We start from the raw sequence: 15,854 nt of genomic DNA on the forward strand, positions 1-15,854 counted from the left end.
AAAAAATGAATGTGCGGTGATTTATTTTTGAAATTCTTGAAATTATATCAAAAATTTAGAGTTTTGACGGAGAGACTACCTAGAGAAATCATATTATCTATGAATACTCTATAAGGATTAGAGTCAAAGGAAAACATAAGAGATTGTGGCATCATCAAAGTGTCATCAATTTCAATAAATACTAAGGTATCTTTGTCAACCCACTCTTCAATTTTCTTAATGGTAGGCGAGTTCACTGAGTAGGTGGCCGTAAATTGTGCATTAGCAATATTGCTGCTCACTATTAACATTATTATAGCCAATATTATCTTATTGCTCATATGGATCCTCTTTTGTACCAGTTGACTCTTTTCTGGTTATAGCATTGAGTTTTGCAACTAAACTTTCCCAAAATTTTACAAACTCACTTGAACTTATTTGAATATCGCTTTTAACTACCGGAGAATAAACAAAGCCTTCAACTTGTATGTCAGAACGTATCGATTTAAATTGCTGTTCTAAAGATTGAATATAACTCTTCTTTTTATCAACAACGTAGATCACATCAGGTAACCATTTTAATTCTTGTGATAACAGATAGGCAATAATACTTTGTGGAGAATTTTCTCCATCTGCAGAGTTGCATGATAACAAACCCTTATAAAAAGTAGGGTATGTTCCACCAATTTTCTTATATTTTTTATTAAACATTATCTGCTTGGAGCCAATTGGGCTTTTTGAAAGATCCACCCCTTTGTCAAATAAATATTTCCAGGTCCATACTTCTAGATATGGTATCTTATTCAAACTTCCAGAGAAGTTTCTTGTGACAACAATAATAGGAACATTCTTTTTTTGTAAATTTTTGACAAACTCTGGAATCAATGGATCACTGAACCTTTGTTCGTATTGTGTTAGAATTAGCCCACCTAAATATTGTCTTCGAGATAACTTAGCTTTGCTTGAAACACGCGCAACTAAAACTCGGAACTCTTCCTCCTTAGTAGCGTCAAAAGCAGGATGAGTGGGCACTGCAAAAAAATCCTCCAAAGGCAGCACTACCAAAGTTTTTTCAGGATTACGTTTCTCTAGAAACTCCATTAAGCTATTGTTTATCTCTTCTACTGTCTCTGCAGAGTAAATATCCGCTTTGACTGATAGTGACATTATTGATAATAGAACCAGTAGTAAATTTCTGATTATTTTCATACTCTATTGCTAAGCTATCCTCTGTATTATATCTCAAATAAACTGAACAAAATAAGATTTTAATGAACAAGCGCCCTTAACCTATTGTTTATAGGGAAGAGACACAAGTTCCATGAAAAAATCGTTTGTACGTTTTATTTCAAAACTTGATATCTAAAAAGAATAGCACAACATATTAATAGTTTAATAGTAAAACAAGCTTTGAATTCAAAAATGGATAGCTTGTGAGGCAAAAATTGGCAAGTGTCCGCCATAACAGGCTAGTATAGTCCTGAACTTACTTAAGGATCTCAGGCGGCACCGTCAAGTTAATGAATTGAGGCCGTAAAAAGGCAATAATCTTGAATTTTAGGCAACAAGAAGTCTTTGAGTAGCATCATCCCAGATTGATTTAGCGACTGCAAATGCAGATCTTTGGTCTTCGGCATTTTTTGTATATCGCCCTACATCAATAGCAAATATGTTTCTCACCTTGCCCATTAATGATAAAGTAGTTTGTACTCCTCCAGGAGACTTGAATCTAATCAATGATTTCTCCTTTCTACGAGTGGGTTGATGGGCATTCTCAACACGGTTATTTAGGCCTTTATGAGAACGATGCTCAGTCTCAGGGCACATTTGCCTAATTGGTTTTACGTAGCTTCTGAGCTTATCAGTAACAATTAACCTTGGACTAGGATAGCACCCTAACAAACGTGTTAAAAAGCGAATAGCAGATTTCTTATTACGGCGCTTTTGTAAGTAAACATCTAGCTCATAACCATCAGCCAACAACTCTCCACAATATAAAATATTCGCCATTAATTTTGATTGTCATCTCATCTAAATGCCATTTGTCTTTTGGTTTACGTTCTCGTTTTCTGATTACTTCCTTAAAGTGAGAAGCAAACTTCTTACACCATGAACGTATCGCTTCGTGACTAACTATTATATTTCGATAGGCTAGCTCTTCTTTGATATCCCTATAACTATCGTTGAACCGATGATATCTCCATACAGCATGGCTGATTATTGATACTGGAAATCTATGATGTTTAGGTGGTTGATGTAGATGCATAAAATTACCCATCTGAAGTTGCACTGACTCTTGCTAGGTTATTATAATTTTATGCTTTTTTCAACACTAGCTTACCTCACTTAATTTTAACTTGACGGTGCCTGTCTGTAAGGTTAAGTCTTGATTTGTACACTTTAGTTAAATTCTTTAATACGCACATCTCAACTTAATTTACTATACTATATTTCTCCAGTTAAGTCGATATTATTGAAATCCAAACAAGCAACTCCACAAATTCCTTCAGCAGCCTCGGTTCCAAATAAATGAGAGTCCCCAGTAGGAGTTCCTCTTGCATCTATGAGTGCTTGTTCTAGCATATCATCAGCAATCCTTGATAAAGAATTTAGCGTACTTATTAAAGCATATACCTCACTTGCCGTAATTTCTTTCATTTGATTAAGTTGAGCGTTAAGTATCGGGTTAACGAGTGCTACTTCACTTTGCATTGCCGCAATATATTGTCCTACAAGAGCAAGTTCGTATATGGTTGATATCTTTATATCTAAAGGATTAAATACCTGTGTTACTACATCAAAAAAACTCTCCTCATCAATAATTAATTCTAAATTATTAAGTTGATTTAGTAACTCATGACCTAGTGTAAACATTGGTGCATAAGGAGTAATATAATGATCAAAAATCGCTCCTACAGTACCTGTACCTTTTCCGTAGGGAAGTGTAGCCATGCTCACCCCATGTGTTGAATAGGGAATAGCAAGCTCAATTAAATAGTCGGCTAATGCTGGTTCCTGTAGCGAAGCAATATTAAAAAACATTACTCTGCCATGAATATCTAGATTTTCAAACATAGAGATAAATTCCTTAAAACTACCATCATCCTTTATACAGGCTCCCTTATCTATAGTTGTAAGCGCCATTTCTAGTTGAATATACCTTCCACATTTGTCTGCGTTATGAAATCCACTGCCCCAACGTAGCTCAACAGGACCTTCTTCCTTATAATTCATAACCCCTGGGCAACCAGCATACACTATGAGTCCTTCATCATTCCTCTCAGAAGGAACATGATACTTTTTTACTAATTCCATTAAAGCTAACCCTCTTGAGGTTGAAACTACAGTGGCAGTACTTATCGCTTCCTCCAGTTGTTTCCATAAACTTTTTGACATACTTTTTGACATAAGTTTTATCCTCTAAAATATTACTTTTATACCTTAAATATATAATAAATTATTACAGATCGTCAAGGCAGCGTCAAGTTAAAATTGAGCGAGGTAAGCTAGTGTTGAAAAAGGCACCGTCAAGTTAAAATTAACAACTCATTGCGAGTTTCAATTATAGCCAGATAAGCTCACTCAGTCCTTGTATTTAAAAGCTTTGTAGGTATATTGATTATTTTTAATTTTACCTAGGGTAGTCAAATAGAATGAAGATGAACAGGCTGTACAATAGGATTTCTAAGGCCTTGAGCGAAAATGAGTTTAATGAATTTCTTACCGCATCTTAAAAGTGGTACGCGTGGACCGAGTACAAAGATATCGCTTTTTAATTATTCAACTACATTCTCAAGCTTATGCATACTGGATGCCAATGGGACCAGATACCAATAGACAAAAGAAGATGGCAAACCAGAGATTCATTATACTAATATCTACAACGCTTTTAAGTTCTGGGTAAAGCAGGGATATTTCGACAAGATTTTCGAGTCTTCAGTAGCGAGATTACTTAAAGCAGGAATGCTGAATACCGTTACAGTGCATGGTGATGGTACTTCTACAACAGCTAAAAAAGGGGCGCCGAAGTTAAGCTACACGCCATAATTTCTCCTAAATTATTAATCACTAAATGAAGCTTAAATCCAAAAAACCATCCTATGGAACTTTTACCTTTAGTTGCAATTCCCTTAAATACTTTGTGACGTTTTTCACGTTTTATATTACACACCTCAATACTAGTCGAATCAACGTAGTAAAGCCTTGTTTTCTTACCTTTAAGACCACTTAAAAACACAGTAAGCGGCATTAGAGAGTGATCCATAATTTGTACAAACCGAGAGTAGCTTAATGTTTTAGGAAAATAAGCTTTGAGATCACGACATACACATATTAGGTAAAAATCTTTGAAAGTTCTATAACCTCTTATATGGAATAACACCACTATCGTCATTAGCTCCGAAAGGCTTATAGAACAAGCTTTATGTCGTTTTTTAGTTGGACTCTTTAAGAAAAAATGTTGGTACTTTGAATCAAGACTATTGCAAAAATCATCGATTTGACAGAAAATCTCAGTTAGGAATGCGAACATAAATTATCTATTTTCAATTGAAGGTTAAAAATTGTAATTTATTCGTGTTCCCTTCCTTTCTCAAGCCTTTTATTAAAAGCTTTTTAAGTTTTTTCTTACGCAAAACTCAGGTTATTTTATAGTTCTAAAAAATCGTTCAATCACAATGTTATCAATACTTCCTTCCACCTTTGCCGTTCATTGAGATTTGAATAATATTATTGCTCAATATACCGTAGTTAGGTTAAGGAACTTGCTATGACGCAAAATGATTATCAACTCATGTTACGGAGGAGAAGCTTAATTTGTATAAATGTGGTAGCTTTTAGCATAGCTACCACATTTGCTCTAAGAATTAATTTATATTTTATAGTCTGTATATATCTAGTGTTGCGTGCATTTTAATCAATTTTTGTTTATAAAATTATATATCCAATGCTATTTCTTTATCTAGCTTTTTCTTCTAGCTACATAATATGAGTTCTTATAGCAAACAAATCTGGATATTATTTCTCAGCGATAATTCTATCTCTCTCCGCTGCTAATTTTTTAGCCATTCCCATATAAAAGCCAGTCCCAGATGGTATCAACCTACCCACAATAACGTTTTCTTTCAAACCCTGTAGATAATCTATTTTACCAGCAACTGCAGCTTCCGTTAAAACTTTGGTAGTTTCCTGGAATGAAGCGGCAGAAATAAATGAATTTGTCTGCAATGAAGCTTTTGTAATACCTTGCAATACTGGTTCATATCTAGCTGGCTGACCGCCCTCTTTTACTACACGTTCATTGATCTCATCCAAGCTACGTGAGTCAACTTGTTCACCAGCAAGGAAAGTTGTATCACCCGCGTTGGTAATTTCAACCTTTTGTAACATCTGACGAATCACAACTTCAATATGCTTATCATCAATTTTTACACCCTGCAGCCTATACACAGCTTGAATTTCAGATACCATGTAACGAGCAAGAGCTTCAACTCCCATAACTTTCAGAATATCTTGAAGCACTGGATTACCATCGATAATCATATCTCCACGTTTAACAAAGTCGCCTTCATTAACTACTACGTGTTTACCTTTTGGCAGCATATACTCGACTGGCTCAGCGCCATCAGTAGGATGTAAAATTACTCTCCTCTTAGATTTATAATCCTTCCCAAATTCAATGCGACCATCAACATCAGCAATAACAGCATGATCTTTTGGACGCCTTGCTTCAACAAGTTCAGCAACTCTTGGTAAACCACCAGTAATATCACGAGTTTTCGTGGATTCACGAGGAATACGAGCAAGAATATCACCAGCAGCCACTTGGGCCCCGTCTTCAATACTTAAAACAGCTCCAACAGGTAAATAATGTTTTGCTTCCAATCCAGTTGAAAGCTCTACTGATTTGCCCTTTGCATCAAGCAACTGTACACGCGGACGCAAATCAGCGCCTTTTGAATATTGCTTAGATTCAATAACTATCTTGCTTGCAATACCAGTAGTATCATCCATTATAGTTCTGATTGATAAGCCCTCAAGCATATCAGTAAACACAACTTTACCTGACTTCTCAGTAATAATTGGAATAGTATAAGGATCCCACTCAGCAAGTTTTTGACCTTTTTCAACTTTATAGCCGTCATCAACCATCAACCTTGCACCATAAGGTACTTTAAATCTTGAACGCTCAGTTCCTTTGTCATCAACAAGAAGCACCTCACATGAACGACTCATGACGATCTGACGACCTTCAGAGTTAATCACTAAATTACGACCTTTGATTTTTACCTTAGCTTCGTACGAAGCTTCAACAGAAGATATCTCGGTACCTTTTGTTGCAGCACCACCAATGTGGAACGTTCTCATTGTAAGCTGAGTTCCAGGCTCACCGATAGACTGAGCAGCAATAACTCCAACCGCTTCACCCATAGATACCAATGATCCAGTGGATAAATCACGACCATAACAATGCGCACAAATTCCATTTTTAGTTTTACAAGTAAGCACGGACCTAATTTTGATTAAATCCAATCCCGAAGATTCAATTTTATCGAGCTTTTCTTCATCTATTAGCTGACTAGCTGATACTAATATCTCACCTGTAACTGGGTGGTAGGTATCAATTGCAACAGTTCTTCCAAGAATTTGATCTGCAAGAGAGATAATAATCTCACCTCCCTCAATGATTGTTTTTACTTCAATACCATCAGTTGTTCCACAATCATCATCAGTAATAATACAATCCTGAGCAACGTCAACTAATCTTCTAGTTAAGTAACCAGAGTTTGCTGTCTTAAGAGCCGTATCTGCTAATCCTTTACGAGCTCCGTGAGTGGAGTTAAAATACTCACGAACAGTAAGTCCCTCTTTAAAGTTAGACTTAATAGGCGTTTCGATAATTTCACCTGATGGCTTAGTCATCAAACCACGCATACCAGCAAGCTGTTTAATCTGTGCTGCAGAACCCCTCGCACCCGAAACCGCCATCATGTGGATCGAATTCAGTTTTTCCTGACTAGTACTATACTTTTCATCATCAGAAGGTACCGCTATTTCTTCCATCATTTTTGATGCGATTTTATCCGTACAAGCAGTCCATGCATCAACAACTTTGTTAAATTTCTCGCCGTAAGTAATCAGACCTTCAAGGTATTGCTGCTCAAATTCATTTACCAAGCCTGTTGTTTCACCAATAAACTTAGATTTCGCAGCAGGCACAACCATATCATCCATTCCAAAAGAAATTCCAGATGAACAAGCATGCTTAAAGCCTAATTCCATTAATCTATCAGCAAAAATTACCGTAGCTTTCTGACCACAATAACGGTACACAGAATCAATCGCTCCAGATATATTTTTCTTAGTCATTTCTTTATTTAGCAATTTAAAATCTAAGCTATTACTTTTTGGTAATAACTGAGACAATATGACTCTTCCCGGAGTAGCATCAACTATAGTTTCTACAAATTCTCCATCAGAATTCAAAACTTTGGTACGATACTTTATCTTTGAATGGTAAGTTATCGCTTTTTCAAACAAAGCAAACTCAATTTCTTTTATATCACTAAATACCATTCCCTCGCCAGGTTCTTTATCAAGCGCAAGAGTTAAGTAGTATAAACCAAGAACTATGTCTTTATCTGCTGAAATAATAGGCTTACCATTAGCAGGGCTTAAAATGTTGTTAGTTGACATCATAAGCACTCTAGCTTCTAGCTGAGCTTCAATAGATAGCGGAATATGCACTGACATTGTATCACCGTCAAAATCAGCATTAAAAGCTGCGCACACTAATGGGTGTAGCTGGATTGCTTTTCCTTCAATAAGCAAAGGCTCAAATGCCTGTATGCCTAAACGGTGAAGTGTTGGCGCTCTGTTTAGTAGTACCGGATGCTCTCTAATAACTTCCTCAAGAATATCCCAAACCTCAATTTTTTCAGCCTCAACTATTTTCTTTGCCGCTTTAATAGTCGTAGCAATACCATACATTTCAAGCTTGGAATATATAAATGGCTTAAATAATTCCAGAGCCATCTTTTTCGGTAATCCACATTGATGCAATTTCATCTCTGGACCTACAACGATCACTGAACGACCTGAATAGTCGACCCTCTTACCAAGAAGATTCTGACGGAAACGACCTTGCTTACCTTTAAGCATATCACTCAAAGATTTAAATGGCCTTTTATTTGCATTTTTGACCACTTTGCCACGTCTACCATTGTCAAACAACGCATCAACAGATTCCTGTAACATACGTTTTTCGTTACGAATGATAATGTCCGGCGCTTTCAACTCAAGCAATCTTCTTAAACGATTATTTCTATTGATTACCCTTCTATATAGCTCATTTAAGTCCGAAGTAGCAAACCTTCCACCATCTAGCATCACTAAAGGCCTGATTTCTGGTGGAATCACCGGCAACACATTCATGATCATCCATTCAGGCTTATTGCCCGAAGACAGAAAATCTTCAACAAGTTTTAGCCTCTTAACAAATTTTTTCTTCTTCGTTTCCGACGAAGTTTCAAATAAATCAGCTTTTAACTGCTTTTTTAATTCTTCCAAATCTAAATCAGCCAATAGTTTCTGAACAACTTCAGCTCCTATCATAGCAACAAAGCTATCCTCACCATACTCATCTTGAGCTCTTAAGTAAGCATCCTCTGATAACAAATCATCTTTTTGTAACGGCGACATGCCTGGTTCTACTACTACGTAATTCTCGAAATATAGGATCTTCTCTAGATCTTTCATAGTAATATCAAGCAACGTACTAATCCTTGAAGGCAGGGATTTTAGGAACCAAATATGAGCTACTGGAGCGGCCAATTCAATATGGCCCATACGCTCGCGCCTTACTCTAGAAGTAGTAACCTCAACGCCACATTTTTCACAAGTGACGCCTCTATATTTCATCCTCTTATACTTACCACACAAGCATTCGAAATCCTTCACTGGACCAAATATTCTTGCACAAAACAAGCCTTCTTTTTCAGGCTTAAATGTTCTGTAATTTATTGTCTCTGGTTTTGTAACTTCACCATACGACCATGAACGAACTTGCTCAGGACTTGCAATATTTATTTTGATTTGATCAAATTGCTGCGTACTATTGAGCTGGCCGTAAAAATTGATCTGTGACATAATGGACTTTTCCCCAAACTAAAAACCTTATAAAACGCTTACCAGCGCTAAATCATAAACTAAAGTTACAAAGCGCTTAAACTCAAGGTAAGCGCTTTGTTTTTACTTAAGAACTCTCTTCTAACTGTACATTCAAACATAACGATCTGAATTCTTTGATCATTACATTAAACGACTCTGGTAATCCAGAACTGAAATTATGATCACCTTTTACGATATTTTCATAAATTTTGATTCTTCCAGTTACATCATCAGACTTAACAGTCAATAATTCTTGCAATGTAAATGCTGCACCATAAGCTTCCAGTGCCCACACCTCCATTTCACCAAACCTTTGACCACCGAAATGAGACTTACCTCCAAGCGGTTGTTGAGTAACAAGACTATACGGACCGATAGAACGAGCATGTATCTTGTTATCTACTAGATGATGCAGTTTCAAGATATATTTGTAACCAACTGTAATATGTCGATCAAAATACTCTCCAGTTCTACCATCAATTACTCTAACTTGCCCAGAAGGATCTTGACCAGCTAGCTTGAGCATAGCCTTTACACCCTCAACTTTTGCTCCATCAAATACAGGAGTTGCAAAATGAACACCGTCTTTTAAGTTATCACAAAACTCTAAAAAATCTTCTTTATTCAAATCTTTGACTTGGGCAGCAACTTCACTACCTTCGTAAATCTTACTAACAAAATCTTTCATTGAATCAATATCAATCTCGTTATGAGAGTACTTCTCAAGCATCCCACCAACATTTTTACCAAGATTTTTCGCTGCCCAACCAAGATGCGTTTCAAGAATTTGACCAACGTTCATCCTTGATGGCAAACCTAGTGGATTTAATACTACATCAATAACAGTACCGTCTTCTAAGAAAGGCATGTCTTCTTGAGGCATAATGCGTGAAATAACACCTTTATTCCCATGACGACCAGCCATCTTATCACCAGGTTGGAGCTTATGTTTTGTAGCTATAAATACTTTTACAACCTTTAAAGCACCTTGCGGTAAGTCATCTCCACTTTGTAATTTATCTACTTTGCTATTAAAACGTTTATTTAGCTCATCTCGTTTTTCGTCATATTGCTGTTTAATTTGTTCAAATTCACTCATCACAGCGTTATCTTCAACAGTAAGCTGCCAATATTGACCTTTTGACAAAGATTCAAGCAATTTTTTGTCTATTTTTTCACCAGCTTTAACGGATTTTGGACCACTGATAATTACTTGACCTTCAAGTATTTTATGCAAGCGCATAAATACAAAACGATCTATAATTTCAACTTCGTCATCTCTATCTTTTGCCAGCTTTTCTACGTGCTGTTTCTCAATAGTAATTGCACGCTCATCTTTTTCAACTCCACGACGCGAAAGAACTCTCACCTCAACAACTGTACCAGCAACACCGGGTGGAACGTACAATGAAGTATCTCTCACATCCGACGCTTTTTCACCAAATATGGCTCTTAGTAATTTTTCCTCAGGAGTCATTGGCGACTCACTCTTTGGAGTCACTTTCCCAACAAGAATATCACCAGGCTTAACCTCTGCACCAATATGGACAATACCTACTTCGTCTAGATTACGAAGAGCTTCTTCACCTACGTTAGGCATATCGCGAGTAATCTCCTCCGGACCAAGACGTGTATCCCTTGCCACAACTTCGAATTCCTCAATATGAATAGAAGTAAAGACATCGTCTTTTACAATTCTTTCTGAAATTAATATCGAATCTTCAAAGTTATAACCTCTCCACGGTATAAATGCTACTAGCATGTTACGCCCTAAAGCTATTTCTCCGCGGTCAATCGCAGGACCATCAGCAATTACTTCTCCTTCTCTAACCTTTTGGCCAACCGCAACCAAAGGCCTCTGATTAATACAAGTATTATGGTTAGATTTTTGATACTTCATTAAAGTATAAATATCAACTTCAGGAGCACCATTTTGCTTACGTTCAAGAGTTTGTACAACTATTCTCTCTGCATCAACCTCTACAACAATACCATCATTTACTGCAACAATGGCAGCCCCAGAGTCTCTTGCAACAACGGCCTCAATACCAGTACCGACCAATGGAGCATCAGTAGTAATCAATGGAACAGCTTGGCGCTGCATGTTTGATCCCATCAAAGCTCTATTCGCATCGTCATTTTCTAAAAATGGAATTAAAGATGCAGCAACAGAAACTACTTGCATAGGCGTAACGTCAATAAAATCGACTTCACTTGGAGGAACAGAAACAAAATTTCCTGTTTCATACCTACAGTTAACTAACTCCGCTTTTATTTTTCCATCAGAGCCAATTTCCATATCAGCCTGAGCAATCTTAAATTTCGCTTCATCGTTTGCCGTTAGATAAACAACTTCATCAGTTACAAAGCCATCTTTGACTTTTCTGTACGGGCTTTCAATAAAACCATATTTATTAACTCGAGCAAATGTAGCCATTGAGTTAATTAAACCAATATTTTGACCTTCTGGAGTTTCAATCGGGCATATACGACCATAGTGAGTTGGGTGTACGTCACGAACTTCAAACCCAACCCTGTCTCGACTTACACCGCCAGGACCTAAAGCAGAAAGTCTTCTTTTGTGAGTAATTTCAGACAACGGATTAGTTTGATCCATGAATTGTGATAATTGTGAAGTACTAAAAAATTCTTTAACTACAGAACCAAGAACCTTCGAATTAACTAAATCATGAGGCATCACCGCATCAATATCAACAACGCTCATACGTTCCAGGATTGATTTTTCCATACGAACCAAACCAACTCGAAATTGATTCTCAAGCAGTTCGCCAACAGATCTTACACGTCTATTTCCTAAATGATCAATATCATCAACAGACCCCTTGCCATCTTTCAAATCAATCAAAACTTTTACGATCGCTTTGATATCATCTTTAGTCAAGCAGGTATTTTCTTCGGCAACATCAATATCTAAGCGAGAGTTTAACTTAATTCTCCCTACTTCTGACAGATCATATCTGTTGGCATCAAAGAATAAATTCTCAAAAAGCACCCTACCAGCCTCAACAGTAGAAGGCTCACCAGGACGCAGAACTCTAAAGATATCAATAAGCGAAGAGCCTTGATCTTGGTTTTTATCTGCACAAAGAGTATTTCTTATATAGGCATCGCTGTATGGGGAAACCTTTAAGATCGCCACTGATTTTACACCCGCTGATATCAAACCATTGATTGTATCTTCAGTAAGTGTATCACCTAGCTCTGCTAAGACTTCACCACTTTTTGTATCAATCACTTCTTGTCCAACATAACTACCAACTAGCGTATCGTTTTGAACTAGAATTTTTTTCAAACCACTTTCTACAAACTTCTTGGCCAATCTTGGAGTAATTTTTTGGCCAGCCTCTAGAATTACTTCGTTAGTATCAGCATCAATCAAATCTGCATTCAGACGCTGAACCACTACTTCACTTGGATTGAATTCTTTTACCCAACCTTTCTTTTTATGCTCATAAATTTCATTGTCGTAATAAGTAGCAAGAATTTCACTCTTAGTCATACCAATAGCAAATAGTAGAGTAGTTACTGGTAATTTTCTCTTACGATCAATTCTAATGTAGATAATGTCTTTTGCATCAAACTCAAAATCAAGCCAAGATCCCCTATAAGGAATAATCCTTGCAGAATATAAAAACTTACCAGAAGAATGTGTTTTACCTTCGTCATGGTAGAAGAATCCACCTGGAGACCTGTGCATCTGAGAGACAATAACTCTTTCTGTACCATTTATTATAAAAGTACCATTTTTTGTCATAAACGGGACATCTCCCATATAGACTTCCTGTTCTTTTATACCTTTAATTTCTTTGGCACCAGTAGTCTCATCTATATCCAAGACGCTTAATCGCAGAGTAACTTTCAACCCAGCAATGTAGCTCAATCCTCTCTGGATACATTCTTCAACATCATATTTTGGATGATCAAAAGCATATTTGACAAACTCGAGCGTCGCTGTATTAGAAGGGTCTTGGATTGGAAAAATAGAAGCCAGCACTCCTTGCAAACCTCGATTACTTCTCTCTTTTTCAGGCAAATGAAGCTGTAAAAAACTATCTTCATAAGATTTTTTTTGAATTTCAATTAAATTTGGTATAGATGCTACCAATTTAATCTTACCGAAGTTTTTTCTAACTCTCTTACTTGTTTGTAAGGATTGCAGCATAAGATCTCCAGATGTTTTTATCGATTACTAATGTATAATACCAATTTCATTTTTAAATAATACGAATGAATTTTTTAATCTCAGAATGGCTCTAATAACAAACATAGGAATACACTCGTCTTTAACTCAAACGTCTGATTTAACAATGAAAACGGCATTAGTTGTTTTAAGTTCCAGCAACTCAACTAAGAAAGAGCGATAGAGTGAATAAAATAATAATTGATTGAACTTAATACTATATAAACCCACATAGAACAAACAAAATATTATTAAAACAAGTTGTTCGCAAAAACTTAAATTTTTACTGAGTTACGCGCTTCACATGCAAAAGTCGCACTTTCTATTGAGCTTTAGTAAGCTATAAGAAAGTGCAACTATCACTTAAAAATCAAAGTTAAGTAATTACTTAACTTCTACTTTAGCTCCAGCAGCTTCTAATTCTGCTTTAATTTTATCAGCATCAGCTTTTGCGATACCTTGTTTTACCGGAGAAGGAGCGCCATCAACTAGATCTTTTGCTTCTTTCAAACCAAGACCTGTTATAGCTCTAACTACTTTAATTACTTCAATTTTTTTGTCTCCTGCAGCCGCTAGAATAACATCAAATTCTGTTTTCTCTGCAGCAGCTTCACCACCAGCAGCTGGAGCCGCCATAGCAGCAACAGGAGCAGCAGCAGAAACACCCCACTTTTCTTCTAGAAGCTTAGAAAGATTAGCCGCTTCCATTACTGTAAGAGCTGATAGATCTTCTGCAATTTTTGTTATGTCTGCCATAATTTTACCTCTTTTAACCTATTTATTTATTATTAATTTTTATCAGCGTAAGCTCCTACAACTCTGGCCAACGAACCGGCCGGAGCCTGTAAGACTCTCGCAAGTTTTGTCGCTGGTGCTTGTAACAGACCAACAAGCGTACTTCTAAGCTCATCAAGTGATGGCAATTTAGCAAGTTGTTGTACTGCACTTACATCCAGAATCATCTCATTTACCACACCACCAATAATTTTTAAATTATCGTTGGTTTTAGCAAATTCCACTACACCTTTCGCAGCTGCTACTGGATCCTCGGAATATGCAATCGCCGTTGGCCCAGCATACATCTTAGGGTCATGAACCCCACCCATGTTCAACGCAGCTATGTTAGAAAGTGTATTCTTTACTACCTTAAACGAAGCTCCCTTCTCTCTCAGAGATTTACGCAACTTCGTAACCTCTGCAACCGTTAGGCCGTGGTAGTGTGTTACGATTACAGAATTTGAGGTCTTATAAATACCCTCTAATTCTTCTACAAAACTTTTCTTTTCAGATCTTAACACTTCTATCTCTCCAAATATTCCTAATTAGAAATTGTTGACAAATCAACCTTCAAGGAAGGTCCCATAGTTGAAGACATATGAACCTTCTTCAAATAAACACCTTTCGCACCAGCCGGTTTTGCTTTAACTACAGAATCAACAAAAGCCCGAACATTCTTAAGCAAATCCCCTTCTGCAAAAGAAAGCTTACCAAGACCTGCGTGAATTATCCCAGCTTTTTCAACTCTATACTCTACTTGACCACTTTTAGCATTCTTTACTGCATTTGCAATATCAGGTGTGACCGTACCTAATTTTGGGTTTGGCATAAGCCCTTTAGGACCCAAAACTCTAGCTACTTGACCAACTATACCCATCATGTCGGGAGTCGCAATACATACATCAAAATCAATTTTTCCAGCCTTAATATCATCTATTAATGTTAAAGACCCAGCCAGATCAGCACCAGCAGCCTTAGCTTCTGCTACTTTCTCGTCTTTACAAATAACAGCAACCCTAACGTCCTTACCAAGACCAGCTGGAAGAGAGACAATACCTCTCACCATTTGATCGGAATGCCTCGGGTCAACTCCAAGATTAATCGCGACTTCTAAAGTTTCATCAAATTTAGTAAAACTAATTTTCTTAATAGTCGCAATGGCATCTTGCAAAGAATATTCCTTTGTTTGATCCAACTCTTTTACTACCGCTGCTATTTTCTTCCCCATAATATCCTATACTTTAACTTAGTGTTTAACTGGCTCTATTTAATTACTTCAAGACCCATAGATTCAGCAGATCCCGCTATAATTTTTGCAGCCGCAGCCAAATCGTTGGCGTTCAAATCTTGCATCTTAATTTTTGCAATTTCTTCACAATCAGCCATTGTAACTTGGCCAACAAAAGCCTCTTTCTTCGTAGCACCAGAACCTTTTGCAATTTTTGCAAACTTCTTCAAAAAGAATGAAGCTGGCGGAGTTTTTGTAATAAAATCAAAACTTTTATCTACATACACCGTGATAATCACAGGTATCGGTGTACCTGGCTCAAGAGAGCTTGTTGCAGCATTAAAAGCTTTACAAAACTCCATAATATTCACGCCTTTTTGACCAAGCGCAGGCCCAATGGGTGGCGACGGATTAGCTTTCCCAGAAGGAATAGTTAGCTTAATGTAACCAGTAATTTTCTTTGCCATGCACTTAATCCTTAAACTTATGTTTGTATAATAA

Annotated in this window: 12 protein-coding genes; all 12 read right to left on the reverse strand. The window is 36.9% G+C overall.

Annotated features, from left to right (window positions below):
* Window positions 1-47: 47 nt before the first annotated feature.
* The 12 genes from Megvenef_RS00005 to rplK all read right to left on the reverse strand — a co-directional run bounded on the left by Megvenef_RS00005 (window position 48) and on the right by rplK (window position 15,820).
* A complete protein-coding gene (locus Megvenef_RS00005) occupies window positions 48-320 on the reverse strand; it encodes a hypothetical protein (protein ID WP_322775961.1) in 273 nt (90 codons plus the stop codon).
* Window positions 310-1,188, reverse strand: a complete 879-nt coding sequence (locus tag Megvenef_RS00010) for a DUF2608 domain-containing protein (RefSeq protein ID WP_322775962.1) — start codon at window positions 1,186-1,188, stop codon at window positions 310-312. The genes Megvenef_RS00005 and Megvenef_RS00010 overlap by 11 nt, the downstream gene beginning before the upstream one ends.
* Before the next feature lie 348 nt (window positions 1,189-1,536).
* Window positions 1,537-1,989: a DDE-type integrase/transposase/recombinase gene (locus Megvenef_RS00015; protein ID WP_322775963.1), complete on the reverse strand. Its 453-nt coding sequence runs from the start codon at window positions 1,987-1,989 to the stop codon at window positions 1,537-1,539.
* On the reverse strand, window positions 1,952-2,269 hold the full coding sequence (locus Megvenef_RS00020) for a hypothetical protein (RefSeq protein ID WP_322775964.1): 318 nt from the start codon (window positions 2,267-2,269) through the stop codon (window positions 1,952-1,954). The genes Megvenef_RS00015 and Megvenef_RS00020 overlap by 38 nt, the downstream gene beginning before the upstream one ends.
* A 155-nt stretch (window positions 2,270-2,424) precedes the next feature.
* Window positions 2,425-3,387: a hypothetical protein gene (locus Megvenef_RS00025; RefSeq protein WP_322775965.1), complete on the reverse strand. Its 963-nt coding sequence runs from the start codon at window positions 3,385-3,387 to the stop codon at window positions 2,425-2,427.
* A 601-nt stretch (window positions 3,388-3,988) separates the two neighbouring features.
* Entirely contained in the window at window positions 3,989-4,510 is a 522-nt protein-coding gene (locus Megvenef_RS00030) for a transposase (RefSeq protein WP_322775966.1), read from the reverse strand.
* A gap of 485 nt (window positions 4,511-4,995) precedes the next feature.
* Entirely contained in the window at window positions 4,996-9,126 is a 4,131-nt protein-coding gene (rpoC, locus tag Megvenef_RS00035; protein WP_322775967.1) for a DNA-directed RNA polymerase subunit beta', read from the reverse strand.
* A gap of 106 nt (window positions 9,127-9,232) precedes the next feature.
* Window positions 9,233-13,330, reverse strand: coding sequence for a DNA-directed RNA polymerase subunit beta (gene rpoB / locus Megvenef_RS00040; protein ID WP_322775968.1), 4,098 nt, complete (start codon window positions 13,328-13,330; stop codon window positions 9,233-9,235).
* A gap of 402 nt (window positions 13,331-13,732) precedes the next feature.
* Window positions 13,733-14,104 carry a 50S ribosomal protein L7/L12 gene (rplL, locus tag Megvenef_RS00045; RefSeq protein ID WP_322775969.1) on the reverse strand — a complete coding sequence of 124 codons (372 nt, stop codon included), beginning with the start codon at window positions 14,102-14,104 and terminating at the stop codon, window positions 13,733-13,735.
* Window positions 14,105-14,136: 32 nt separating this feature from the next.
* The gene (rplJ, locus tag Megvenef_RS00050) at window positions 14,137-14,646 is read right to left on the reverse strand and encodes a 50S ribosomal protein L10 (RefSeq protein ID WP_322775970.1); all 510 of its coding nucleotides are present in this window, start codon (window positions 14,644-14,646) and stop codon (window positions 14,137-14,139) included.
* Between the two features lie 20 nt (window positions 14,647-14,666).
* Window positions 14,667-15,353 carry a 50S ribosomal protein L1 gene (rplA, locus tag Megvenef_RS00055; RefSeq protein ID WP_322775971.1) on the reverse strand — a complete coding sequence of 229 codons (687 nt, stop codon included), beginning with the start codon at window positions 15,351-15,353 and terminating at the stop codon, window positions 14,667-14,669.
* A gap of 35 nt (window positions 15,354-15,388) precedes the next feature.
* Window positions 15,389-15,820 (reverse strand): 50S ribosomal protein L11, encoded by a 432-nt coding sequence (gene rplK, locus Megvenef_RS00060; protein WP_322775972.1) that lies wholly within the window; start codon window positions 15,818-15,820, stop codon window positions 15,389-15,391.
* Window positions 15,821-15,854 lie beyond the last annotated feature (34 nt).

This window comes from Candidatus Megaera venefica (assembly GCF_034554655.1).
GTDB lineage: Bacteria > Pseudomonadota > Alphaproteobacteria > Rickettsiales > Rickettsiaceae > Megaera_A > Megaera_A venefica.

Bases quoted from the DNA above. Each gene is read 5' to 3' on its own strand.
- Megvenef_RS00005 (WP_322775961.1), bottom strand. From the start codon at position 320: ATGAGCAATAAGATAATATTGGCTATAATAATGTTAATAGTGAGCAGC.
- Megvenef_RS00010 (WP_322775962.1), bottom strand. From the start codon at position 1,188: ATGAAAATAATCAGAAATTTACTACTGGTTCTATTATCAATAATGTCA.
- Megvenef_RS00015 (WP_322775963.1), bottom strand. From the start codon at position 1,989: ATGGCGAATATTTTATATTGTGGAGAGTTGTTGGCTGATGGTTATGAG.
- Megvenef_RS00025 (WP_322775965.1), bottom strand. From the start codon at position 3,387: ATGTCAAAAAGTATGTCAAAAAGTTTATGGAAACAACTGGAGGAAGCG.
- Megvenef_RS00030 (WP_322775966.1), bottom strand. From the start codon at position 4,510: ATGTTCGCATTCCTAACTGAGATTTTCTGTCAAATCGATGATTTTTGC.
- rpoC (WP_322775967.1), bottom strand. From the start codon at position 9,126: ATGTCACAGATCAATTTTTACGGCCAGCTCAATAGTACGCAGCAATTT.
- rpoB (WP_322775968.1), bottom strand. From the start codon at position 13,330: ATGCTGCAATCCTTACAAACAAGTAAGAGAGTTAGAAAAAACTTCGGT.
- rplL (WP_322775969.1), bottom strand. From the start codon at position 14,104: ATGGCAGACATAACAAAAATTGCAGAAGATCTATCAGCTCTTACAGTA.
- rplA (WP_322775971.1), bottom strand. From the start codon at position 15,353: ATGGGGAAGAAAATAGCAGCGGTAGTAAAAGAGTTGGATCAAACAAAG.
- rplK (WP_322775972.1), bottom strand. From the start codon at position 15,820: ATGGCAAAGAAAATTACTGGTTACATTAAGCTAACTATTCCTTCTGGG.